Source organism: Desulfosarcina sp. (assembly GCF_046496365.1).
In the GTDB taxonomy this organism is placed as follows: Bacteria; Desulfobacterota; Desulfobacteria; order Desulfobacterales; family Desulfosarcinaceae; genus Desulfosarcina.
This window is the reverse complement of the sequence record NZ_JAWOHB010000157.1, coordinates 1-24,617: the sequence shown is the minus strand read 5'-3', so window position 1 is coordinate 24,617 and position 24,617 is coordinate 1. Positions and strand designations below refer to the sequence as shown.

General features: G+C 54.8%; 20 protein-coding genes. 9 read left to right on the top strand and 11 right to left on the bottom strand.

Annotated features, from left to right (window positions below):
• The first annotated feature begins 93 nt into the window (after nt 1-93).
• From R6V78_RS16030 to R6V78_RS16020, 3 genes are all read left to right on the top strand, one after another.
• A complete protein-coding gene (locus R6V78_RS16030) occupies nt 94-1,101 on the top strand; it encodes a hypothetical protein (RefSeq protein ID WP_410290387.1) in 1,008 nt (335 codons plus the stop codon).
• Between the two features lie 183 nt (nt 1,102-1,284).
• On the top strand, nt 1,285-1,473 hold the full coding sequence (locus R6V78_RS16025) for a ferredoxin (RefSeq protein WP_410290386.1): 189 nt from the start codon (nt 1,285-1,287) through the stop codon (nt 1,471-1,473).
• Nucleotides 1,474-1,583: 110 nt separating this feature from the next.
• The gene (locus R6V78_RS16020; RefSeq protein ID WP_410290385.1) at nt 1,584-2,090 is read left to right on the top strand and encodes a methylated-DNA--[protein]-cysteine S-methyltransferase; all 507 of its coding nucleotides are present in this window, start codon (nt 1,584-1,586) and stop codon (nt 2,088-2,090) included.
• Between the two features lie 56 nt (nt 2,091-2,146).
• Here the strand turns inward: R6V78_RS16020 and R6V78_RS16015 are convergent, their stop codons facing one another.
• The 3 genes from R6V78_RS16015 to R6V78_RS16005 all read right to left on the bottom strand — a co-directional run bounded on the left by R6V78_RS16015 (nt 2,147) and on the right by R6V78_RS16005 (nt 8,683).
• Nucleotides 2,147-3,550, bottom strand: a complete 1,404-nt coding sequence (locus R6V78_RS16015; RefSeq protein WP_410290384.1) for a S8 family peptidase — start codon at nt 3,548-3,550, stop codon at nt 2,147-2,149.
• Nucleotides 3,551-3,569: 19 nt separating this feature from the next.
• On the bottom strand, nt 3,570-6,908 hold the full coding sequence (locus R6V78_RS16010; RefSeq protein ID WP_410290383.1) for an AsmA-like C-terminal domain-containing protein: 3,339 nt from the start codon (nt 6,906-6,908) through the stop codon (nt 3,570-3,572).
• A gap of 71 nt (nt 6,909-6,979) precedes the next feature.
• Nucleotides 6,980-8,683, bottom strand: a complete 1,704-nt coding sequence (locus R6V78_RS16005; protein WP_410290382.1) for a DUF6909 family protein — start codon at nt 8,681-8,683, stop codon at nt 6,980-6,982.
• A 564-nt stretch (nt 8,684-9,247) separates the two neighbouring features.
• Between R6V78_RS16005 and R6V78_RS16000 the strand changes: the two genes are divergently transcribed.
• The 4 genes from R6V78_RS16000 (at nt 9,248) to R6V78_RS15985 (ending at nt 13,106) form a co-directional block, all read left to right on the top strand.
• Entirely contained in the window at nt 9,248-10,495 is a 1,248-nt protein-coding gene (locus tag R6V78_RS16000) for an NAD(P)/FAD-dependent oxidoreductase (protein ID WP_410290381.1), read from the top strand.
• A complete protein-coding gene (locus R6V78_RS15995; RefSeq protein ID WP_410290380.1) occupies nt 10,492-11,259 on the top strand; it encodes a DUF1365 domain-containing protein in 768 nt (255 codons plus the stop codon). The genes R6V78_RS16000 and R6V78_RS15995 overlap by 4 nt, the downstream gene beginning before the upstream one ends.
• A gap of 16 nt (nt 11,260-11,275) precedes the next feature.
• Nucleotides 11,276-12,556: a class I SAM-dependent methyltransferase gene (locus R6V78_RS15990; protein ID WP_410290379.1), complete on the top strand. Its 1,281-nt coding sequence runs from the start codon at nt 11,276-11,278 to the stop codon at nt 12,554-12,556.
• Between the two features lie 349 nt (nt 12,557-12,905).
• A complete protein-coding gene (locus R6V78_RS15985) occupies nt 12,906-13,106 on the top strand; it encodes a cold-shock protein (RefSeq protein ID WP_410290378.1) in 201 nt (66 codons plus the stop codon).
• Nucleotides 13,107-13,249: 143 nt separating this feature from the next.
• Here R6V78_RS15985 and R6V78_RS15980 read toward each other — a convergent pair whose 3' ends face one another.
• A complete protein-coding gene (locus tag R6V78_RS15980) occupies nt 13,250-13,429 on the bottom strand; it encodes a hypothetical protein (protein ID WP_410290377.1) in 180 nt (59 codons plus the stop codon).
• 577 nt (nt 13,430-14,006) lie between these two features.
• Between R6V78_RS15980 and R6V78_RS15975 the strand changes: the two genes are divergently transcribed.
• Nucleotides 14,007-14,768 carry a TSUP family transporter gene (locus R6V78_RS15975; RefSeq protein ID WP_410290376.1) on the top strand — a complete coding sequence of 254 codons (762 nt, stop codon included), beginning with the start codon at nt 14,007-14,009 and terminating at the stop codon, nt 14,766-14,768.
• A 340-nt stretch (nt 14,769-15,108) separates the two neighbouring features.
• A complete protein-coding gene (locus tag R6V78_RS15970; RefSeq protein WP_410290375.1) occupies nt 15,109-15,561 on the top strand; it encodes a phosphate-starvation-inducible PsiE family protein in 453 nt (150 codons plus the stop codon).
• Nucleotides 15,562-15,673: 112 nt separating this feature from the next.
• On the opposite strand, the gene R6V78_RS15965 is transcribed toward R6V78_RS15970, so the two are convergent.
• The 7 genes from R6V78_RS15965 to R6V78_RS15935 form a co-directional block, all read right to left on the bottom strand.
• Entirely contained in the window at nt 15,674-17,467 is a 1,794-nt protein-coding gene (locus R6V78_RS15965; RefSeq protein WP_410290374.1) for an AMP-dependent synthetase/ligase, read from the bottom strand.
• Between the two features lie 129 nt (nt 17,468-17,596).
• Nucleotides 17,597-19,069 (bottom strand): glycoside hydrolase family 130 protein, encoded by a 1,473-nt coding sequence (locus R6V78_RS15960; protein ID WP_410290373.1) that lies wholly within the window; start codon nt 19,067-19,069, stop codon nt 17,597-17,599.
• Nucleotides 19,070-19,161: 92 nt separating this feature from the next.
• Nucleotides 19,162-20,103, bottom strand: coding sequence for a glycoside hydrolase family 130 protein (locus tag R6V78_RS15955; RefSeq protein WP_410290372.1), 942 nt, complete (start codon nt 20,101-20,103; stop codon nt 19,162-19,164).
• A complete protein-coding gene (locus tag R6V78_RS15950; protein WP_410290371.1) occupies nt 20,100-21,119 on the bottom strand; it encodes a glycosyltransferase family 4 protein in 1,020 nt (339 codons plus the stop codon). Before R6V78_RS15950 ends, R6V78_RS15955 begins: the two co-directional genes overlap by 4 nt.
• A 34-nt stretch (nt 21,120-21,153) precedes the next feature.
• The gene (locus tag R6V78_RS15945; RefSeq protein ID WP_410290370.1) at nt 21,154-23,439 is read right to left on the bottom strand and encodes a glycosyltransferase family 4 protein; all 2,286 of its coding nucleotides are present in this window, start codon (nt 23,437-23,439) and stop codon (nt 21,154-21,156) included.
• A gap of 54 nt (nt 23,440-23,493) precedes the next feature.
• Complete coding sequence (locus R6V78_RS15940; RefSeq protein WP_410290369.1) at nt 23,494-23,838, bottom strand: putative quinol monooxygenase; 345 nt, start codon at nt 23,836-23,838, stop codon at nt 23,494-23,496.
• Between the two features lie 353 nt (nt 23,839-24,191).
• Nucleotides 24,192-24,617: helix-turn-helix domain-containing protein (locus R6V78_RS15935; protein WP_410290368.1), on the bottom strand; the 426-nt coding region annotated here is incomplete at its 5' end.

Here is a 24,617-nt window from a genome sequence, read left to right as displayed (position 1 = left end):
ACACCACGTGCGTTTCACAGGTGCGGCTTTAAAGGCAAGGCGGAATAGACCTGAACCACCAGCGACTATTTTTGCATAAACATGGAGAGCACCATGAAACCTGTATACATGCCGTTCACCTATCTGTCGGAATCCACGGCGCGCATCCTGAGCGCGCTTGTGGGTCCGGTGGTGATTTACCAGCCAATGAAAAAAAACATTCCGCAAAGCCTGACGCAACTGGCATCACAGGGGTTGGTTGAGATCCGGACGCCCATGACCAAAGACGACGATCGGCTGCACGCAGCGCTGTCCGAATTTACGGACTGGGCGCGCATGAATCCAGGAAAATCCACGCCGGGTGCCGGATTCATCGGCCAACGGCAGGGGGAAATTCCATTTTTTGATGAAACCACCATCAACCGGATCCGTTGCGACATCAAACGCTTTAAATTGCCGAGCGATGGTTCAGATCGTGCGTCGGATATTGTGGAGGCTGGCTTCAGCGCCCGGTTGTTTCTGGCCCTGGCTCAGGACAATGACCGGGCCACAGACCATCTGGACCATGATCTCAGCCGATTCAAGGTTCTGGAAAAGGATTTTCTGGCATCCTTGATCGATGCCGATGAGGTGGATTTCAACCGCCAGATACTCGGCGGAACCACCTGGCGGGACGATCCAGGCAAAAAACTGACCGCACAGCGTATCCGTGCATGGGCAACCCTGGCCGCAGCAGATGCCGATCCGCCGGAAATGATGATCACCACAAGCATGGCGGTGATCGATATGCTGCTCGAAAGCCATGCAGCCGTGCTGGGGCTTGAAAAACTGGCCGGCATTCGTGTTGCGGTCCAAGATGCCGGCTCACTGCCGAGAGTTGGCAGGGTGCTGACCGATCTCGCCGTCCGTGATTCCCTGCCATCTGCAGATCTTGCCTCTTTCGAGGCGCTGGCTGCCGATGCGGTCTCCGGGTCGACGGCCACAGTTTCCCTATTTATCGCCGCCAATCGGACGCCTGCAACCGTGATTCGGCGTATGGCGCCGGCAAATCCCATCCCATCTGCGCCAAACGGAACCGCAACACCACTTCGCCACACCCTGATTGTCCTGGTGGAGGATTGATCACAAATCCGGTGAAACGCCCAATTGGCGGGGAATTGCGAGCTGTCTGGTGGGGGGCAGAAAAAAACGGTTTCAACGCTTGACGGGGTCTTTTATTTGGTATAAGCCCTTTCCCATTAAAAGCGAGCAGATGTTGATAATTGGATCAACACGCATAGAAACTATTGAAAGGAGACTTTTGAGATGGCTTTTACCCCGATCGTGGACGAATCCAAATGCGTTGGCTGCGAAGAGTGCGTTGATGTGTGCCCCGTGGAAGTATTTGAAATGCAGGATGAAAAATCCGTTCCAGTCAACGCAGAAGAATGCCTCGGCTGTGAAAGCTGCGTAGAGGTGTGCGAAGAGAACGCCATCACCGTTGAAGAAACCTAATCGTTTAAGGCGTTTAAGACGTAAAAGCCCCCGCCGGATTCATCTGCCGGGGGCTTTTTGTCCCCACCGTGTGCCGGCAACCCATGCATGAAAATTACAGGGAACCAGCCATGTACCGTTATCGGATTGTCGAGACGGCCTTCGGCTTCTGCGTGGTGGCTTTTTCCGTCGACCCCTTCAAATTGCTGCAAATCAAGCTGCCCGCGTCCGATCTCGATGAATGCTGCCAGCCATTCGATGAAGGCCATGGCCGTATCGACAACTCCCATGCCGATGTATTGCCCATTGCTGCCAGCCTGATTCGATATTTCAACGGGGAGCAGATCGAGATCCCCTGGTCGGTGATGGATCTTTCCCGCTTTACCCCCTCTCAACAAGCCGTTTACCGCAGCGTCTCCAAGATCCCCTACGGCGAAACCGCGTCCTACGGCCAGGTGGCCCGTATGGCCGGCCTTGCCCGCGCCGCCCGCTTCGTGGGCACCACCATGGCCAAAAACCCTTACCCGGTTTTCATACCCTGTCACCGGGTGATCCGAAGCGACGGATCTACCGGACTGTTCGGCGGCGGAGAGCCATTGAAGGTCAAAATGCTGGCCCTGGAGGCTGCGCGCCGTTGAGGCCTGCCAATATTTCAGCCCCAAGCCAACACCATTTGCGTGGTTGGCGCGGCGGCTCATTTCCCCTCAATGAGCATCCGCAGGATCGCCGCCCGATCGGCATCGGGATTCCGGTTCAAAATGGCCGCCACGCGGCGGGCCGTGTAGGCGGTGGCGATGGAGGTGCCGGCATACGTGCCCGGATCGCCCTTGTATCCCACCGGCAGGTCGGCCAATCCCGGGGCGGACAGGGCCACGAACTCGCCGAAGTTGGACTGGTCCCATGCATCCCCGTTGGGGGCCAGTGCGCCCACGCCGATCACGTTTTCATAGGCGGCCGGATAGACCGGGTTGCCCGTGGGGGCGTTGCCCGCGGCCGCCACTAGAATCAACCCCTTGGCGGCGGCGTAGCGGGTAGCCGATTCCAGCAGTGCGCTGGGCGTCTCCGATCCCCAGCTCAGACTCAGCACCCGGGCACCTTGTTCGATGGCATAGTCGATGCCGCGCATCAGCGTGTAATTGGAGGTGAAGCCGTTGTCGTCAAATGCACGGATGGCCACCACCGGGCTGCCGGCGGACGCATCGGCTGCGGCGCCCAGGGGGTTGACCGCCCCTGCCGCAATCAGTGCCATCTGGGTGCCGTGGCCCAGTTGGTCACCGACCTCGACGCCCGGGGATACGGCGTCGTATGCAGCCTGGATGAAGGGGCTGTTCGCATAACCGGAAAGCAGGCCGCTGTCCATTACGGCGATTACCGTTGCACCTGCTGACGGTGAGGGTGACAGCGGGGGTGGTGAGGGTGTCCCGGTTTCGCTTTGGGCAGGCTTGCCGCCTTCCAACGGGTAGGCGTAGTCCGGTTCTGCGTTGCGGATGCCCGGCATGTTGGCGATTGTTTCGGCGACTGCCGGCACATCACTGCCATGGGGCAAACGCAGCCGAAGTATTCCCAGCGGCTCGTTTGCATCGATGATGGTGGCACCCAGCCGATCCAGCAGGGCCGCAAGCGCTTCTTCCGTGATATCCGATTCAAGTCGCAGCAGCAGGATGTCGCTTACATGATAGGCCCCGTTTCCCATTTTCACGATGTTCAGGTCGGCGTTTATATACAACGGCCGGAGTCGAGCCCTCTGCCCCTTGTAAAAGATTTGGATTTCCCACAGCCGGGGTTCACCGGCGGTGGATTTAGGATCCTTTTTCCAGATCAGGGCATAATCGACGGATTTAAGGATGCTGGCCATGGCAGTGCCGATGGGTTGGTTGTCGAAGGATGCACTGATTTTTGGATTGATACGCGGGTCGATACGGATGTGGATTCCCTGATCGGAAAGCGATTTTAAAATCTCAGCAAGGTGTTTTTCTCTGGCGTGGAGCGTCAACCGGTCACCGTTGATCTGGACAACCGTATCCGCTGCCGTTACGCCCAAAGGGCCCATCACAAGGCAGAGCAGGCATAATCCAATTATTTTTCTGACTGGGTTCATCTTGCGTACCCCATCTTCTTTAATGACCCGCCGAGGAAGAACCAGCGGGCGGCAAAACCGGCAAGGATGATTCCTTCTCCACGAATTCGGCCGTGCCCTGTACCAGTTTGAAGGGCGCCTTCAAGGTTCTTTCCATCAGGTTGAGCACCCCTCTGCCGACCGCAGCTGGCGACATGGGGGTGACCTGGATGTCGGTGAGCGGTCCGGTGGCATGCAGGGGGATTGAAATCAGGGATCCGCCGGCAATATAGTTGATAACGGGTATGTTGTTGACGATCCTGTCAATGGTCTTCAACGGCGCCGCCAGCAGGATGATGTCCGCCGTGCTGTTTCCGAGATCGATGCTGCCCTGGCCGGTGATCTTCAGGGAGATTCCGTCCAGCAGGATTTCGCTGAGCTGAAGTTTCCCCCCACCGATTTCGGCCTTTGCATATGCTTTTGTGTAACCGTATCCATTTTCAGTGAGATCGGATTTTCCGCCGGTGAACACCTCAGTGACATTGAGAACGGAGAAAATTTTCATCAGTGTGCCGGCATACTCGATTCTTCCTTTGTCCGATGAAAATTCCATCTGCCCGGATAGGAATTGGGTCGGGTTTGCCTGTGTTGGCGGCAGGTGGATTTCTCCGCTGAGGTCATATTGTGCCTGGGTGTTAACCGGCCGTTGCCAGAGGCACGCGGTGGTCTTCTGCAGTGACGCACCGGTTGCCGATGGGCGGATTTGCAGACCAATGCCCCGGGGTGAGAAATTCAACTCCCCGGTGGTGGAGATCCCGCACAGGATTGCCTGGTGCACCTCAACCTCCGCGGTGCTGCCGTCAACCCGGATGTCGGCCAGCACAGGGGACCAGGTAAACCCGCCGTAGGTGAAATCGGCGGTCTTGAGGTGGAGTATTCCCCGCGGAGCAACTGCCGTTGCGGCGCCCGTTTTATCCGTGCCAACGGGTTTAAGGGCCCGGATCAGTTCCTCGTCCAGCCGATCGGCGTCAACGTTGAGATCAAAAGTCAGGGGCCCGTCCTGATTGCCCAATGTTCCGTCAACAAGCAAAAGGCTGTTGCCGAGGGATACTTTGGAGGAAGCGATTTCCAGCCGGTCGCCGCTGCCGGTGATGGAAAATTGCCTCACATGGATGGGCTTGGGAATCAGACCGGGGATATGCAGCCCTTCTCCCGCCAGCTTTCCTGAAAATGAAGACTTCAGCGGTGATCGGGCATCGATAAGGGCGTGAAAATCGCCATCGAGACGGCCGGACAGGGTCTGGTTATTTTCGAGAAGCCGGTCGGCGGTCTCTTTCTCCACGTTGCCGGAAAAGCGGACCTCCATGCCGTCGGTGTGTTTTCGGGCGGCGGCGGTTGCCTGTGAGCTGCCGTCGGCGAATTGGATTCGTCGAAAGTACCACTCCTGCGGGGAGACCGTAAAATCCGCAAAGAGGTCGACGCCGCCGGCAGTCTTCATCCCACCCATGAAGGTGAATGTTTGCGCATTCGACCAGGCGATGTTGACATCAAAGAGGTCCACCGGCGGTTTCATCTGCAGATGTTCAGGGAAGGGTAATAAGGTGCTCAGCCACTCGATCGCCGCCGGTCCCATGGATCCGTCGACGCGCAAGGCGACAGATTCTGGATTGATGATACCCCTGGATTGGTAGGAGGTGACCAAGGCGCTGTCCAGAAATTCTATATTGACGTCCGCTGCCCGCTCATTCCCCGGAGCGTAGATGATCTCACCATCCCAGAGTCTGACCGCAAACGGCACCAGGGGGCTGGTGAGGCGAATATCCTCGGGGGTTCCGGAAATTTCCAAGGCCCAGTTTTGCGGTTCATGAAGCGGGCCGCTGATACGCAGGCCGGACAATCGCCCGTTGCCGTTGACCGATGCAACATAGGATCTGGCGCCGGAAAGGCCTTCGAAGGCCGTCAGCCAGGCGTACATGGGTGCTGCATCGACCGTCACCGAAGGGCTTGATATCCACAGGGTCGGTTTTTTTTCCCAAGCGATGGCGGCATCCAGTTCCTGAAACGCGGCCCCCTTGAAATGGCCGCTGACATTTTTGAAGGCCACATGCCGGTCTTCGTAAATGACATCCCCCTCCATGCGTTCAAGATCGGCTGCAATGCCCGGGATGGTGACCAGCCCCCGGGACAGGTGGCCTGCCGCCTGCATTTTTTTCAGATGCCATCCGGTTGCGTTGATATCGAATCCGGCGAAATAGGTGGCATGGGTCAATTGTCCTTCCCTGGCCACCGAAAAGGCCGTCCGGACTCCAGCCAGGTCGCCGGCGATGGCGCGGGTGGCCGCACCGGCGACGGCCACATCCAGTTCGCCGGCGGAAGCACGCACTTCGAAAACGGATCGGCCGGCATCCCCCGTGGGCGTGATTCCCGCGGCGGCAGAAAGATCCAGGGCCGGCTGCGCGGACGTAAGGGTATCGATGGACACGGACAGGCCTTTGTCGGCAAAGCCAAACTCGCCTGAAGCGGCGACGGTGTCCAGGGTCAGTTTCAAGTCTTTGCGCAGGGCTGTCAGGGAGGGAAACTGAAGGTCAAACCGGCCGTTTACCGATTCAGGTCCGTCGACGGTGAAGTTGACGTTGACCGCTGCCTGGGTGTCTTCGGAGATGATGCCGCCGGGAAGGGCAGCATGGATCAGCAGGGGGCGAATGTTCAGGTCGGTCAGGGAAATTTTTCCGCTGGCCTGCAAGGATTGAATGTCGGCGTCGGCGCGGAGGTCCAGCCGGCCGGTCAGGTCCGACCGGCATTGCAGGTTCAGAGACAGGTCGCCATCGTTATTGCCCACGGCGGCCTGGATGCCGATAATCCGAAAATCGGGTGCATCGGTGAACGCCAGGGTTACCGTTCCCCCCTCTATTTGCAGATCCGATCCCGGGTCGATGGCTGGCAGGGCGCTAAAAATACTTCCGATGGTTGTCCTGACACGCGCTTCAAGAAAACGGCCCTCTTTTTCCACCTTTGCGTTCGGCGCATGCTTCGGATCCAAGCCCATGAAGACCTTGACGTCGGGGCTAACCAGGGCAAGTCGGTGGATACTGATCTGGCCTTTGAGGAGCGATAGAATCCTGGGGTAGATGGACAATTCCTGGGCGGTCGCATCAAATGCGTCGGACCGGCGCAGATGCGGGTAACGAACCTTCAGGTGGGGCAGGGGAAGGAAGCTGATGTCCAGACGGTCATAAGCCAATGTGCCGCCCGTCGCCTGGGCGGTTTTGGCGATGATGATCGACTTTACCATCTCGCGGTTGGCCAGCATGTGGGCGGTCAGGACAGCTGCCAGGAGCAGCACCATGACGATTCCCGTGCAAGCCAAACTGACTATGAAAAGTTTCCGGATGCGATGCATGCATTTATCTCCGGACCGGAACGGCAGGCAGACAAGCGAAACGATGTGGTTGCCTGGCAGGATTTTCAGTTTCATTGGATCGATTTTAAGACTCGGCAGTTGCTTAAAATCTTTTCGAGTATGACTTTGGTGATCAGATAGGTGGGTTTAACCCCCTCTTTGCCCATGGCCCCGGCGGCCAGTGTGCTTCCCGTTTTGATGGGATTGTCCGAGGCATAGTAGGCATAGCGTATCGGCATATCCTCCCGGGCGTTGCCCTTGATAATGGCCGCGCTGATGGCGCGCTGAAAATGGCCGCCTTCCATTTCCAATCCGATGGTCTGCCAGTCTGTCTGAAATTTTTCCAGCATGTCCCGATTTTGCAAAGAGGTCCCCAGGACCGTGACCATGGGACCCGCGAACACCTTTTGCGTATCTGGGAAATCCGACGGCGAAAGATCGTTGTCCACCCGGTAGTTGTCGGAGGTGCCTTCGAAAACGTGGGCCGTGGCCAGCATGATGTCGCCTTTATCGCCGGTCAGGATGCCGGCCTTGCCCATAATGGAGATGGAACTGTAGTTAAAGTCGGCGGTGGAGCCGTTTTTTACATAGGACTCCAACAGATTTTCCATGATCTCGAATGCCTGGGCTCCAAAAGCATAGTCGATCACCAGGATGACCGGGGCGGTTTCAGCAGATTCCGGGACGGTGATGTCAAGTTCGGGGTGCAGTGCCAACCCGTTCAACTGATAGGTATCGATGATCTGACAGTCGATGTGAGCCCCGGAGCGATCCGGCAGCCCTAAAAAACCATGGGCTGCGGCGAAGTTTTCGATTTTGTCCTGGTGTTGGCGCAGATCGTGGAAGAAGTCATACAAATTGCTGCCCGGGGAATGCCCGGGATTGTGCAGTGCCGCAAACCCGTAGAGAACATTCAGCACACTGTGAAGGTTGGCGCTGACGATGTGGATCGGTCTGTGGTGAAGGTTCTGCCGAATCAACTGTGCTTTAATATCCGCCGCCCATTTTTTTTCATACTCCTGCTGGCCAATAATGCGCATGAGTGATGGCGTCAGGTAGACGATAATGGCATCGTTCCTGTTTTTGTTTTCGGCCTCGATACGCTGGCCCAGACTGTGGATCAGGTGAAAAAGCCCGTTGTTGCTGCCTTGCAGCTTCTGGTTGGCTTCAAGGTAGTGAAACGCGTCCCGGGTTTCCTGGTAAGGGCGGCCTAGGATGATGCTCAGGCTCCACAGGGCCTGGTCCAGCCCGGCATCGGAGAACTGATTCTGCAGGCCAACGGATTTTTCAAGTTCGCTCCATTCGATGGTGAGGTTGCCGGAGTCATCGGTCATGCGGCTATGAATTTTGCGTGCTTCAACAACCAGAAAGGTCATATGGGTGAGAATGTCGTATATCTCGCTCAGGCCCCGGGTGATCACGAAACACATTTCGTTTTGCCCCACCCGGTAGCAGGTGCGCCGACGCTTCAAGGGGATGGTCGGCTTCAACACGTCGTTTTTAAAGGGGTCCTCCTCGGTGAGGATGATGCGATTGCACTCCTCGATGCCTTTGGGAAGCCGGTCGATGACGTATTCGAGTCCCTTGAGCTCCACAATCCGGGGGTCGTTCATGCTGCCGTAAATTTCGGGGCTCAGGTTGCGCAGGCATTGCTCCAGCGCCTTGCCCATTTTGCCGCAGGGGCGATAGAATCCCCTTATGGCCGACGCGTCGGTCAGGGTTTTGAATTCGCGGACGGCATGCCGGGCTTTCTGAGCTTTGGTAAACTCTCTCAATGGTGCTCCTCCTCAAGCGACCTTCACCGAGGTGTTTTTTGATTCTATAACATAATCAGGCCTAAGTTGAATAGGCGTAAACCCATCCAAGGAACCTGTTCAAGGGACAGCGGCTCGTAAGTGAACGAAGTGATCGGTGCAACCAGCCCTGCGTTGGGGTGGCGCAGCAGCGATAACAGACACCCATACCAGCATCGGTCCACGGGTGAACGGTTTCATGGCCTGCCTACTGTGCCCGGTAAACGGTGATTCAATGATAGGTCCTGCCCACCAGTGTGCCGTCGATGACTCCTCATTGTCTTCCCGGACCGCTTGCTTACCATTGACTTGCAAGGTAAGGATCATTCAGGAGTCGTGGCAAGGTCCGAGCGACCTCTCCTGCCTGGTTCTTCCTCTTTACAAAAAAAATGAACACCGACTTCCACTAGCGAGCGATCAAACAATGGGCGATGATTTAAAGCATGCTTTACTGAGATGGGTTGATTCAGAAACCGGGATAGCGGCGTTTGCGTCCGGCGGATATGAAGAGCGCCTTGACTGGGCCCCAAAACAAGGAGGTTTTTAATGCGCATCGCCATCGTTGGTACCGGCATATCCGGGATGACGTCTGCCTTTCTACTCAGCCATGACCACGAGATAACGGTATACGAGGCCAACAGCGCCATCGGGGGCCATACCGCCACCGTTGATGTCCCCCTGATGGGCCGCAACTGGTCCGTGGACACCGGTTTTATCGTGTTCAACCATAAAACCTATCCCAACTTCACCCGGTTGATGAATCATCTGGGCGTGGCTTCTCAGCCATCGGTGATGAGTTTCAGCCTCCAGGATGTCGAAAGTGGGCTGGTGTTCTGCCCCAGCAACTTGAATTCCCTTTTCATACAGCGGAGGAATTTTTTGCGCCCTGCATTTTATCGAATGTTGATCGATGCTTGGCGCTTCCGGCGCGAGGCCCCCAAACTCCTGGATTCGGATGATGACGCGACGACGCTGGCTGCCTACATGGCCGACAATGGCTACGGCTCTGACTTTATCGACTACTTTATCATCCCCATGGGGGCGGCCATTTGGTCCGCCGGGCCGGATGCGTTCCGGGAATTCCCCGCGCGTTATTTTATGGCGTTTTTCGAAAATCACGGTTTTCTGAACATCTCCGACCAGCCGCAGTGGCGGGTTGTCAAGGGTGGGTCGCGAAACTATATCGGCCCACTTACCAGGTGCTTTGCCGACCGCATCCGGCTGAACAGTCCAGTGCTGTCCATCACACGTTCGGCGGACAAGGTGACCATCAAGACCGCCGGCGGGGTCGCGGCCGATTACGACCACGTTGTGATCGCAACCCACTCCGATCAGGCGCTGGCCATGCTTGCCGACCCGTCGGAAGCCGAACAGGCCGTCTTGGGCCGCATCAATTACCAGGCAAATGAAGCGGTGCTGCACACCGACACCGCTGTGCTTCCCCCCCGGCGTGCGGCATGGGCCAGTTGGAACTACCTGAACCCTGAGCAAAGATCCGACCGGGTGGCCTTGACCTATAACATGAATATGCTCCAGGGCCTGGATGCACCGGAAACCTTCTGCGTCTCGCTGAACATCGGCGATCGCATCGATCCGGTAAAGATTATCCGCAGCTTTGTCTACCACCATCCCGTCTACACGCCAAAGAGCCTTGCCGCCCGCCGACGTCACGCTGAAATCAGCGGGGTGAACCGCACCTCCTTTTGTGGCGCGTACTGGGGATACGGGTTCCACGAAGACGGGGTCAACAGTGCGCTGGCCGTTTGCCGCGCGTTTGGAAGGGGGCTGCCATGAAAAGTGCGATTTACCGGGGCACCATCCGCCATCGCCGATTTGCGCCGGTTGAGAATGCCTTTCAGTACCGCATCTTTTTCATGTTTCTGGACCTCGCTGAATTGCCAGGGGTCTTGGACCTTCACCCCCTGTGGTCATCTGGCCGGGTCAATTTGGCTTATTTCCGTCGCCGGGATCATTTCGGTGATTCCGGGACCGCTTTGGATCAGGCACTGCGGGACCATGTCGAATCGAAAACCGGTCAGCGGCCCGCAGGTCCCATCCGCATGCTCACCCATTTGAGGTATTTCGGCCACTGTTTCAACCCGGTGACCTTTTATTACCTGCACGACGGCAGCGATACCCGTCTTGAAACCATCGTGGCTGAGATCACCAACACACCCTGGGGCGAGCGCCATCTTTATGTCCTCAATGACACGCGCAACATTCACCCGGATCGGCTGTGGCGCCGGTTCCGTTTTTCCAAGGAATTCCACATTTCCCCGTACATGCCCATGGACATCGATTACGACTGGCGGTTTTCGGTGCCGGGAGATCATCTCAATGTGCATCTGATCAACTTGAAAGGCGGGCGGCAGGTCTTCGACGCCACATTGAAACTCTCACGCATACCGATCGACCGGCAGAATCTGACGCGCATGCTGCTGCTCTACCCGGCCATGACCGTCAAGGTTGTTGCCATGATCTACTGGCAGGCACTCAAATTAAAACTTAAACAGACCCCTTTTTATGGCCATCCTGTTGAGAACACACCTGTTAATTGACGAAGGAGGTTTCCACATGACCACTGCTACCATTATTCCCAGAAAGGAGAGCGTGCCTTTTTCCGGCCCCGTCCGTTCTCTCAACGGCTTGGGGCGGCGCCTGGTCCTGTCGATGCTGGAAAAGCTTCAATATGGCCGGCTTACCCTCAAGGACAGCCGGGGGAAAAATACATTTGGCCGCGAATCTGCTGAATTCAATGTTTCGGCTACTATTCGGATCCACCGGGATGATTTTTACCGGTTCTGCGCTTTCGGCGGCAGCATCGGGGCCGCTGAGGCCTTCATGCTCGGCCACTGGACCGCCGACGATCTCACCGCCGTGATGCGCATCATCGTGCGTAACAAAACGGTTTTCGGGGAGATGGACCAGGGCTGGACCGTGCTTTCCCGGCCCGTCAACCACGCCTTTCATCTGATGCGCAGAAATACGATCACCGGAAGCCGACAGAACATCATGGCCCACTACGATCTGGGAAATGACTTCTACCGCCTGTTTTTAGACGAGACCCTGACTTACTCCGCCGGCATCTTCGAAACGCCGCAGAGCACCCTGAAAGCGGCATCGATCGCCAAGTACGACCGGCTTTGCCGCAAGCTCGATCTTAGACCCCGCGATCATATTCTGGAAATCGGCGCCGGTTGGGGCGGGTTCGCTCTGCATGCGGCGCAGAAATATGGATGCGAGGTTACTGCCACCACCATTTCGAAACAGCAGTACGATTATGCCAGGGCGAGGATCGAAGCGGCGGGTCTGTCCGAACGAATCCACCTGCTGCAATCCGACTACAGGCAATTGACCGGCAGTTATGACAAGCTGGTTTCCATTGAAATGATCGAAGCCGTGGGTCACCAGTACTACGACAATTTTTTCGAGGTCTGCGGACGATATCTGAAGGACGACGGCCTCATGGCCATCCAGGCGATTACCATTGCCGACCATGCCTTCGACCAGCACAAACTTTCGGTTGATTTCATCAAGCGCTATATCTTTCCGGGAAGCTGCATTCCCTCGGTGGCGGCCTTGCTCTCAGCCATGTCCCGGTCAAGTGATCTTCGGTTGTGTCATCTGGAGGACATCACTCCCCACTACGCCACCACCCTGCGGCTCTGGCGCCAACGGTTTTTCGAAAGCATCGACAAGGTCCGCGAACTGGGATTCGACGATGTGTTTATCCGCATGTGGGACTATTATCTGAGCTACTGTGAGGGGGGGTTCATGGAGCGCTATATCGGCAGCCTGCAGATGATTTTCACCAAGCCCTTAAACCGCCGAACCGGCTTTCTTGTGCAGGTTTAGGGACTTGGGCAGGGTTTTCAGCACCATCAAAATTGATGGTTTCGTAAAAAGTCGAAATTTCAGGTTTATTGTCATCCTCGCGAAGGCGGGGATCCATAAGATTCAGATAGTTATAGACTCCCGCCTCCGCGGGAGTGACACTGTTTGTGACTTTTTACGGGTTCATCAAAATTCATTCAATTACAAAAAAAAAATCTTGATTTCCCCCATAAGGGTGCTATTATTCACGCTAATCGAAGGTCTGTTTCAGTTTGGCAGGCCGGTTTCGTTATGAAGGTGCTGTTCATGTTTTTCAGTGGCACCCTTTATGTATGAAGCAAGAGAATTTTTTTGAAAGGAGGGTGCCAGCATGGTCAACGGCGTAGTAAAATGGTTTAACAGCAGCAAAGGCTACGGCTTCATTGAGCAGGAAGATGGTCCGGATGTATTTGTCCATCACTCAGGTATCAATTCAAACGGATTCCGGTCTCTCAATGAAGGCGACCGGGTTACCTTTGAGATCGTTCAAGGTCCTAAAGGGCCGTCCGCAGCCAATGTGACGGTTGTCTAAGGTTTCGACCTGATCTAAAAATCAAAAAGGGGGTATGCGCATTGCATCGCGCACGCCCCCTTTTTGATTTTAGATTGACAGATGCCGACGGTAAATGGTGCTGGATGAAGCGGCCAATGCATCGGGCCGTAAGTCCGCATCCGCTATTTGTAACCCAAGACGGTGAGCTCCCAGTTCAAGATCCCGAAGATCAGCATCAGGACGGAGAGCCCTCCCATCAGCCATGCCAGCGTTTCGATATTGGGTTTATTTCTGCTGCGGCCCCATCTGAAAAGGGCGTACCATCCTGAAAAATAGAGCATGATTAAAATGAATTTCAACATATTAACCCTCCTTGCGGATGCTTCCCGCAAACTTTCTTGCGCTGATGCCCCGGGCGCATCTGCAACTGGCTGAGTATGAAAGAAACGGGTGGAAGTTAACCGCGATAGCGAGCGCATTCCCCGCGGCTTGCCACGGGGAGGATTTAATCAGGTTCGCAAAAATTCGGTTTCATGTCAAGTAGTTGGTTCAGCAGTTGTCATCCGGCACCCTTTTCGTATGTGCTAAAATTTGCATAACGGTTAAAGAGGTATTATAGTTGAATTGGAACCCGGCTGCACGGATAGGTGCAGTCGGGAACCTTGGGAAAAATGAGCTTTTTCATTCTTCCTCCTCCTTGGGCAGGTCTTTCCCCAGACCTGCCCATACTTTTTGGCGCCCACCGGGTGATCCGCTTCGGGTCGACCGCTGATGCGGGCATCGATAAACGCCTGGACACGATCGCCTGGTATGAGCAAACATAGACAGCCGTTGACGCAACCGATTAAACCGGGCAATGTCCCCGACGGGCTGCGGCCCGGTTTCTTGCAGCGGCAGATGGCATGGCCGGCTGCCTGATCTGATACAATTGTGAGATGCATGACCATGGTCGACGGCGCATTCCCGATAACGATGCTCATTCATGCCGGCATTATTGCCTTCGCGGCCATGGTCCATGGCACTATCGGCATTGGCTTCCCCCTGATCGCCACCCCCTTGCTGGCCCTGACCACCGATGTGCGCACGGCCATCCTGCTGTTGGTGTTTCCGACGGTTGTGATCAACGTGGCCAATATCCTCAAGGGCGGCAGGTGGGGACGCAGCCTTGCGCTTTACTGGCCGCTGGCGGTCTACGGCATGATCGGGAGCCTGATCGGCACCCGGCTGCTCATCGCCGTTTCGCCGGAACCTTTCCGACCGCTGTTGGCGGCCATGCTTGTGTTCTACCTCAATGCCGAACGTTTAGGCGCTGGTTTTGCCTGGATCCATCGCAATCCCCGCATCGCCTTTGCCGGCTTCGGCCTGGTCGCCGGCATCCTGGGCGGCACGGTGAATGTTATGCTGCCGGCACTGATCATCTACGCCCTGGAAGTCCGCATGTCCAAAACCGTGATGATCCAGGTTTTCAATTTCTGCTTCCTTTTCGGCAAGCTGACCCAGGGGGCGGTCCTGGCAATGGCCGATCTCATGACGGCCGAGGTGGTGTGGGCGTCGGTTCCGTTAGCCGCGCTGGGGCTGCTGGTGATGCTGCTCGGCATGCGCATGCGTGATCGAATCCCCACCGGGACCTATCGCCGCTGGATGCGTTGGCTGCTGGCGGCCCTAGCTGTCATGCTGGTCGTCCAGTTCTTCCGTGGATGAGAAGAGAAGAGTAACGGGGTCACCTTGATTGGCGCACTAAAAGCTGTTGACACTAAATGCGTGTCGGGTATACGGTCGCTTATGGCACGACAATGGCGGATTGCGTTTCCTGGCGCACTGTATCGAGATGAAGACCCCCAAAAAATTCTTGAGATAGCCTCCGAGGCCTTGCTAATTGACATAGAAGGCGTTCGAAAATCAAAAGAAAGCTTGATAATGACGCAGCGCTAAGAGGGAGACGCGAGACATTAAGTGCGCTGATCAAGGCTTGATCCCCATTGTATTCCATTGTATTCATGCAGCCCCAGAGCCGAGTGTTATGCGCAGGAAGGAATCAGTCATGATAGGCTTGGTAAAACGGTTTGAACGGTTTCTAATTCAAGTGCTTATGATTATGATGGCCATTGTCTTGTTTCTGGCAACGGTAGATTTAGGCTGGACGATCTATAAGGACATATCACAACCACTCTCCTTGATCCTCTCCGTTGACCAACTGTTGGAACTTTTCGGGCTCTTCATGCTCGTGATTATCGGAATTGAATTGCTAGAAACAATCGTGAAAACCTACCTGACTCAAGGCCTGCCACATTACGAGGTTGTCTTGTCAGTAGCGATAATTGCCATTGCCCGCAAAGTGATCATCCTGGACATTAAAGAGATAAGTAGCCTATCTCTCGTTGGAATAGCATCCATAATATTGGCTTTGACCGTCGGTTACTATTTCATGAAGAAAGCAGAGGATGGGCGCGGTAAATCAAAGGAACTTTCAGGGAATACATACATCGGCGCATAACAACGGATTGCGGCCGACGCTGCTCCGCTGCGCTTCTCAACGCGGCTGAATCCGCCCGTTGGGCGACAGGCACAGCCAGTATTACAACCCCAAAAGAGAACTTCCCTTCCACCTAATCATCAGGATACATGGCGTTGATCGTTGCCTCGTATTGAGCGAATGCCACATTTTTTTTGAGTTTCATCGTTGGCGTCAGCAAGCCGTTTTCGATGGTGAACTCCGGTACGATGGTAATCTTTTTGATCGTTTCGAAACTGGCGAATTCCTTGTTCTTTTCGGCCACTTCCTTCTCGATCATCGCCCGCACCTCGTCGTTGGCTATCAACGCTTCCATTGAGTTGAAGGTGATCCCCTGGGTCTGTGCCCACTGGCTTACATTGTCAGAATCGATGGTGATGAGCGCGCTGAGAAATTTCCGCCTGTCGCCGATGATGCAAATCTGATTGATGTACTTGGACGTGGCGATGACCCCTTCTATGGCGGACGGTGCAATGTTTTTACCGCCGGCAGTGATGATGAGATCCTTTTTGCGACCGGTGATTTTCAGGAAGTTTTCGCCGTCGATCTCACCCAGATCACCGGTGTACTGCCACCCGTCGGGTGTGATCGTTTCGGCTGTCTCTTGCGGCATTTTGTAATACTCCTTCATGATGTTTCTGCCGCGATACATCACTTCACCGTCGTCGGCAGTTTTCTGCTCGATGCCGGGACCTGGAGGGCCGACCCAGCCGAACCGATAGTTGTCATAACGGTTGAGATTGGTAAACGATGTATTTTCCGTCATACCGATGCCCTCAAGAATCAGAATACCGGCGGCGTGGAAGAACTTGGCAATGGAGGGGTTTAACGGTGCTGCGCCGCTGATGCACCACTTGATCCTGCCGCCCAAGGCTGCCTGCACTTTGCTGAAGACCAGTTTGGTGGCCAGTGCATACTTGATTTTCAAGCCGAAGGGGATGGGCTGTTTGTTGAGCTTGCAGTCGCTGACCGCTTCTCCCACGCCACAGGCCCACCGGAATATTTTCAGCGCTGCGCCGCCCTTGGCTTCCGCACCGCTGATGACTTTGGAGTAGACTTTTTCGTAGATGCGGGGCACGCTGGCAAACCAGTGCGGACTGGCCACGCGGATATCTTCGACGATGGTTTCCATGCTGCGCGTGAATGTCGTTGTGCACCCGGTGAGCATGGTGGCGTAGACACAGGTGCGGGCGAAGACGTGGGCCAGCGGCAGGAATAAAAATGCTTCCTGCCCTTCGCTGATATTGGTGCTGCCTTTCACCGACTGGGCCGTAAAGGTGATGTTGTCGTGGGTCAGCACCGCGCCTTTGGGCACCCCTGTCGTGCCGGAGGTGTAAACGATGCCCGCCGGGTCCGGCGGTGTCACGGCGTCCACTCTTGAATAAAAATCGGCATCGGTGACATCCTTGCCCAACGCCAGAAAGTCTTCAAAGCTGATGACCCAATCGTCTGCCGGTACATCTCCGGCAAACAGGATCACCTTGCGGATGTCGGGAATCTCGACCCTGATTTTCATCAACTTGGCCAGTTGTGCATTGTCCTCGGCGAAAATCACCACCGCATCCGAGTGATCGACGATATAACGGACATCCTTGGGCAGATTGGACTGGTAGATGCCCACCGTCACCGATCCGATGCTGGTGATGCCCATATCGCAGAGCACCCACTGATAACGCGAATAGCTGATAATGTTGACCTTGTCGCCTTTTTCCACCCCCAGCGCCATGAGCGATTTGCCCACCTGTCGGACCTGATCGTAAAACTGGTTCCAGGTCACCGAATCGGTTTGCCCAGGTTCCGTAAACCACTTGTAGGCAAGGGTCTCGCCATATCGGTCGACCGTTTGTTTAAGCATGGCGTGCATGTTGGAATAATCGACAAAGTCCATATCGTTTTCTCCCCCTTTGTGCGGCAGAGGGCCTGCCGCGGTTTTTATGCGTTGCACATAAAACTCCCCGGAACAACGAATACCACAGCGCGATGATACTTGTCCATGCAAATGGGGTATCTTTTGAGCTTATGCGCGCATACAATTCAGCAACTCATTGACGTCAACCGTTGCGATACCGGAATTGATATCGGACATGGCATAGGGAATGATCAACGCGTTGTTATGAATTAGCGCACCGCAAGAATAAACCACATTGGGAACATATCCCTCGCGCTCCTTCTCATTCGGGGCAAGCAGCGGCTCGTCCAGGCGGGCGATGATTGTTGAAGGCTTTTCAAGATCGAGCAGGATGGCACCCATGCAATATTTGCGCATGGGCCCGACGCCGTGGGTGAGCACGATCCAGCCCTTATCCGTCTCCAGGGGAGATCCGCAGTTACCGATCTGGATGAATTCCCAGGGATGTTCAGGTTCCTGGATAATTTGGGACTTCTGCCAGAAATGGATATTGTCCGAGAACATAATATGATTATTCTCGCCGTCCTGACGCGAAAGCATGGCATAGCGGCCGCCAATTTTTCGCGGAAAAAGTGCCATACCCTTGTTTTTGATGGCTTTGCCGTTGAGGGTGACGATGTTGAAGTTGATAAAATCCTTGGTTTCGATCAGTTGCGGCAAGATCGCATGGCCGTTATAGGCGGTATAGGTTGCGTAATAGGTGCCTTCCCCCTGATTATCGAAAAATTGAACGAAGCGGGCATCTTCAATGCCTCTGCTTTCGTTTTTGGAAACGGGAAAGATCACCCGTTCGGATACACGGTGATCGGGGTGGAAACTGACCTCATAATTGGAATTTGCAAGCCAGCTCATGGTCTGGAAGGTTCTGTTTTGGTTCGCTTCCGGAAATTGCGGTTTTGCGCGAAGGTTTCCAATTGTTTCGATTAACTGATTATATGTAAAATCTTCCGGCAGCCGGTTAAGAATATGGGCGCTTATCTCATCGCCGGCTCCCATCTCGTTTAGCTTGAGTTGGAAAGGATTGCGCTTGTATACCGGATCCAACTGCAGCTCCGGTGTCTCTACAAAATTGCTGACCGAGTCGAAGCGAAACCTATTGGTCGGGTCAAGAACACCGCTGCGAAAGACAATTGACGAAATATGGCCCTCACCGGTTGCCCTCAGACTCATGATAAAGCGCAGGCTGCCTTTCTTCAGATGGCTCTGATCCGGATGGGGAACGATGGAGGGGTTGAAAAGGGCGGCCGATTCAATAGCGTACTCCTTGGTAAAGTATGCGCCGATGAGTGACTGTTGAACGTCGCTGAGCACGGTATTCGGTGGCAGATATGGCTTCACCACATCCACGTGCCGCTTAAAAACGTGCCCGATGTCCTCGTGCCGCCCGGAAAAATCAGCCATTGTTTGCGCCATTAAATTTTGGGCCGCCATGTCCGGCATGCTGAGGATGCGCTGAATTATTTTATTGATGCGATTCCGCTTGTCGGGAAGGTGAAGCCGGGTGATCACCCGTGACGCATCTCCGATGATCTTAATCGATTTTCTTTTAACTTTGGGCTTTTGACGCTTTGTGGGACGCATATCCGTGTGTCCTTCTTGTGGTGGGTTAGATCTTCAATGCCAGCCTGTCCCCAAGTTGATTCCCCGGCCTGCGATCATCCGGCGATGATCATCTACAGCGCAGGCCGTGAAACCGTTAGGCACAGCGCCACCAGGTCATCGATATCGGCCGTACCGGCGCACATAACCGTATCCGCACCGCCCCAGTAGATTTTTACCGTACCGTCTGCTTCCGGAACGGCGCCGCAGGTAAAAACCACATTGGGTACATAGCCGGTTACCTCCCACGGATCCTCGGGCTGCAGTATCCAACCATCGGAAACGCCGATGACCGTGGCCGGATCATCAAGATCATGCAGGGCCGCGCCGAGTCGATACACCGTTCCGGACATGGTCTTGAAAACGCCATGGTAAATATGCAGCCAGCCCTTGTCGGTTTTAAAGGGGGGTGCGCCGGGACCGATTTTCATTTCATCCCAGTGATAGGCCACCGGCTTCATAATCACCTGGGAATCGCCCCAGTGCACGAGGTCGGGAGAGTAGGAAATCCAGATCGACCAGGGTGAGATTTCCGAATGCGGCCGGTCCAGACGCACATACCGATCGCCGAACTTCTCAGGGAAAATGACCACGTTGCGCAGGTCGGCCTGGGTGATCAGCGCAATCCGTTCCACCTTTTCGAAATCGCTGGTTCGCGCCAGGGCAATCCGTACGCCGTGACGGGAATAGGCGCTATAGGTCAGCAGGTATTCCCCCTCTACGGGACAAATTCTGAGGTCTTCGACGCCGAAGGATTCATATTCGGCAAAAACAGTGTCCGTAGAAGGGATCAGAAATGGCTTGGGATAAACTGTAAATGAAAAACCATCCTCGCTGTCGGCCCTGCCGATGATGGAGCGCCCGTTGCACAGATGCGACCGGAAGAGCATGATGTAACGACCCTTGTGTTTGACGACGCCGGCATTGTGAACGGTAGCGACCGGATAGGGCACATCCCGGCTTGTCAGGATGGGGTTTTTTTTATGGCGGGCAATAATTGGTTTGTCGGTTTTCATATGGGTCCGTCCTGTAAAATCGTTTCGTAGACATTGAGGTACGCATCGATCATGCGGTCGACGGTGAAATACCGTTCAACATGGCGCCGGCAGGCTGCACGGTCGATCTCCTTGATATGTTCAACCCTCTCGATGGCCTCATCCACGTTGTCCACCAAAAAACCGTTTTTCCCGGTGTCGATCAGCTCGGACATGCTGCCCCGATCAAAGGCGATAACGGGCGTACCGCAGGCCATGGATTCGATAACGGACAGTCCGAAAGGCTCATCAAACTGGATGGGGTGGAGCAGCGCCAAAGCCTTGCCGAGCAGCCGGTTGCGTTCAACGGGCCCAACGCTGCCAACATAAACCGCCGTGTCGTTGTCGACGCGGGGGGCGACATATCGGTCAAAATAGGCCTGGTCCTGGATGATGCCTGCCATTATCAACTTTTTACCACAGGCCCCGGCGATATTCAGGGCTTCGCGAACCCCTTTGTCCTGGTGAATGCGCCCGAAAAACAGCAGGGTGTCGTCCGGGGCAGGTTGAAAGTCAAACTGATGCATATCGATGCCGTGATAAATCGTTTGGATATAATCAAGGTCCGGCGATCGATCGGCATCGCTGATGGAAACATAGAACACGCTGCGGTTGTATTTTTTGTAGACCGGCAAAATCCCGGGCGATGAAAAGCCGTGAATGGTGGTCACGACCGGCGTGGTGGTCAGCCTGGTGTAGGTCAACGGCAGAAAATCAAAATGATTATGGATGATATCGTAGGCATCGGCATGCTCAAAGAGTTCCGAAATATGCAGGCACTCCCAAACTTTGGGAATGAGTGCGCGGTCTTCTTCATAGCCCCGTGGGCAGACGGCATGCAGCCTGCCGCTGGTCTGCGAATCCGCGGTCGCAAACAGAGTAACATCGTGGCCGCGTGCAACCAGCCCTTCGGTCAACAGCGACGCCACACGCTCCCAGGGACCGTAGTGGCGTGGGGGTGTGCGCCAGGCAATGGGGGAGAGCATGGCAATGTGCATGATTGTTCCTTGGTTAACTGGATTTTTATGATGCCTACTGGTTTAAGATCTCGTCGGCATAGAGCTTTTGCAAGGTCATCAGCGCAAGCAGCCAGGCCAGGGAGGACTCTGCGCCTTCATTCTGGTTGATTCCGTCGGCCATCAACCCATCACGGCAGCCCCCGGTTTTGGCATCATAGAGCGGCAAGTTGAGGTCGTTGTGCCCGAGAAACCAATTGAAACACATGACCGCTTTGTCGAACCATGATTGATCCCGAGTGATATCAAAGGCTTTCACACACGCTTCGACCATGGTGCTGGCCTCGATGGGCTGCTGGTCGAAACGCGCTCTGGGTCCGCCTTGTCCATACCACCCGTTGCTGCCGATGGGCACGAAGTGGCTCTCTTCGGTCTGGATGGCAAGCAGCCACTTGAGTGCGACGAGTCCCATATCCACCATGTCGCTGCGTTGCATCCGCTGGCCTGAGAGCAGCAGGGCATGGGGTAGTTTGCCGTTGGCATAATTCAGGGTGTTCTCGGGCCATGGCCAGCTGTCGGTTGCATGGTTTTTGAACTGATCGAAAAGCCTGTTAGCCAGGATTTCCCGGACTCTGCGCACATCGCTGTCCCCGGAGAATTTATCCAGGTAGGCATGCACGCCCACGAGGCAAAAGGCGATGGCCCGGGGCGAATGAAAATTTTCGACCGCTGGCAGGGCCTTTTTGAAGAGGGTCGTACTCATTGCCAGATGTCCTGGGTTTTGAAGAAAATCCACCGCGTTGCCAAGGCTCCATATCGCCCGGCCATGGGCATCCTCGGAACCGATTTCTTCCGTCCACTGCCGCGAATAGCTCATGAAATTGCGAAAGCGCTCTTTTTTCTCATTGAACGCATACAGAAGAAATCCAAGATAATGACCGCTGAGTGAATCGAGCCCCCAGCCGTTTGTCGGCAAATATCGTTGACCCATGGCGGCAACCAGCAGCGCTCTGGCATTGTCGTCGGTACAGTAGCCATGGGTACGATCGGGGATGGTAAAATTGGCATGTTGCAGGATGCCGGTATCATCGGTAAAGGCTTTCATGTGATCGAGCTTGATCTCCGGCAGTTCAAAATTGGTGATGGCCTTGATATTATCAACGTAGGAATGTCGCGGCCGTGGGTTCTGGGTGCGGTTGTGCAGTACTTCACTGAATACCTGGAGGTAATTCCGGGCGACCTCCTTCCACACGGCCTCACGGGTGAATGTATACGCTTTTTTGCGCATGGCGTGCCGCTCGACATCGTTGCCCAGAAGGTCGATGATCTGTTCCGCCATGGCTTCCGGATTGCTGAAGGGCACAATTCGGCCGCGGCCTTCGGCAAGCATCTCGTTGGCATACCAGTAGGGTGTCGAAATGATGGCTTTGCCGGTGCCCATGGCATAAGCCAGGGTTCCGGAGGTAATCTGGGATTCTTCAAGGTAGGGGGTTATGTATATATCGGCGATGCCCAGAAACTCACACAATTCGTTGATTTCAACAAAACGATTTTGAAAAATGACCTGCGCACCGATATCGAGTTTGCGTACGAGCTGCTGCAGGGTGATACGGTAGGCATCTCCATGCAATTTCAAGATATGCGGGTGGGTTGCCCCCAGGATAATATAGGCCACATCGGGGTGTTTTTTGATGACCGTCGGAAGCGCCTGCAATACATTTTCGATGCCCTTATTCGGGGAAATCAAGCCGAATGTGAGCAGGACCTTTTTGCCCTCCACACCGAATTTGTCTTTGTTGAAGCTGGGATCGATGAAGGGTGTATCCGGAATGCCGTGATGAATAAAGACAATTTTCTCTTCGGGCACCGCGTAGATCGCTTTAAGAAAGTCAAATGCCTTATGGCTCATCACGACCAGTTTGTCAGACAGTTCGGACAGTTTGCCCATGACGGCACGATATTCCGGCGCGGGGTCCTGCAGCACCGTGTGCAAGGTCGTCACCACCGGCATGCGCAAATCAGCCAACAGTTTCAGCAGATGGCTGCCGGCCAGTCCGCCGAAAATACCGTATTCATGTTGCACGCAGACGATATCCGTCTGACTGATGTTGAGAAATTGGGAAGCGGTGCGGTAATCGCTCAGCTGGTTCTGGTTGATCTCGAAACGCACGTTATCCGGATAAGGATATCCCTCGGGTTTATCGTTCATGGCCGCTGCCCAGCAGTTGATATTGGGTGCTTCCGCTGACAATCCTTGGACCAGATCCATGGTGAAGGTGGCGATGCCGCATTGGCGCGGCGGGTAGTTGCCGATTACGGCAATTGAATGGATCCCACTATAATGCTTAATCACGGATGTCATGACAGCTACCTTTTTGACTTTCGGATATTCAATTCCGGTGGGAAAACTTGGGTACTATGTATACGTGTGGCCGGGTGTTTTTCCCCGAGCGGCATGAACGGCTTCCATCCCTTCAGATTGATGGATGGTGTAAATGTGGATGTCGTGCGGTTCCAACAGCAGGCTTTGGGTTCCCAGCAAAACACCGAACATATCGGACTGTAGATGTTGATCAAGGTCTTTTCGCGACTGCCACTCCTCGAGAAGATTCAGAATATTTTTATCTTCCATATTGCAAAAGAGGGCATAGCTTTGGCAGCCGGGTTCTATCTCCATCGACCCAATCATGGAAAGCAGCGTTTGCACCAGTTCTTTCTGCTTCTCCGGTAGCACATTCATGGTAATTTTAACGACGATCATTGTGTCAACCTCCCGGCGATGCCAGCCACTCTGGTTAGGCGATGATTCACGCACCGAACGCTTCTTCGCATTGGTCTGCATCCAAATCACTCTCAAGGTTCATGCCGGAATTCGGCTGTCGGGTATTTTTACCGCATCAAACTGTATTAATTGATTAATTTTAACAACTGAATCCATGCGGGCGGATCCGGGGCAGGCAACGGGAGCGGCCATATATAACCATTGGTCATATGCGACCAATAAAGGATGGCTTTGGCGATATTGCCGGGCCGGCGATTGTTTGCGCAGCACATCAATCGTACTCGCCGGAATCGGGCAGTTTACCCGTGGGGAATTCGTGATCCTACGCGGTTTTAAGGTTTGCGGATATCCAGCTTGTGCATGCGGGCGCGCAAGGTGCTGCGGTCGAGGCCCAGGATCTCTGCCGCACTGTGGTTGCCGCTGACTTTCCAGTGGGTCTGCGCCAGTACCTGCATGATATACTCCCTTTCTACATCCGCAAGGGTCCGATTCGCCTGAGTCAAATTCTTGACCGGCTTTTTCAGTTCATCCACCAGATGCAGTTTGGGTCCCGACGAGTTGATCACCGCCCGTTCGAGGACATTTTCAAGTTCGCGAATATTGCCGGGCCAGTGATAGTTTTGCAGCGCGGTCATCACATTCACCGGAACCAGGCTGATGGTTTTTCCCAGTCGCTTTGAAATTTTATCAATAAAATAATTGGCCAGCAACGGAATGTCCTCCCTGCGCTCCCGAAGCGGCGGCAGGGTGATCGGAAA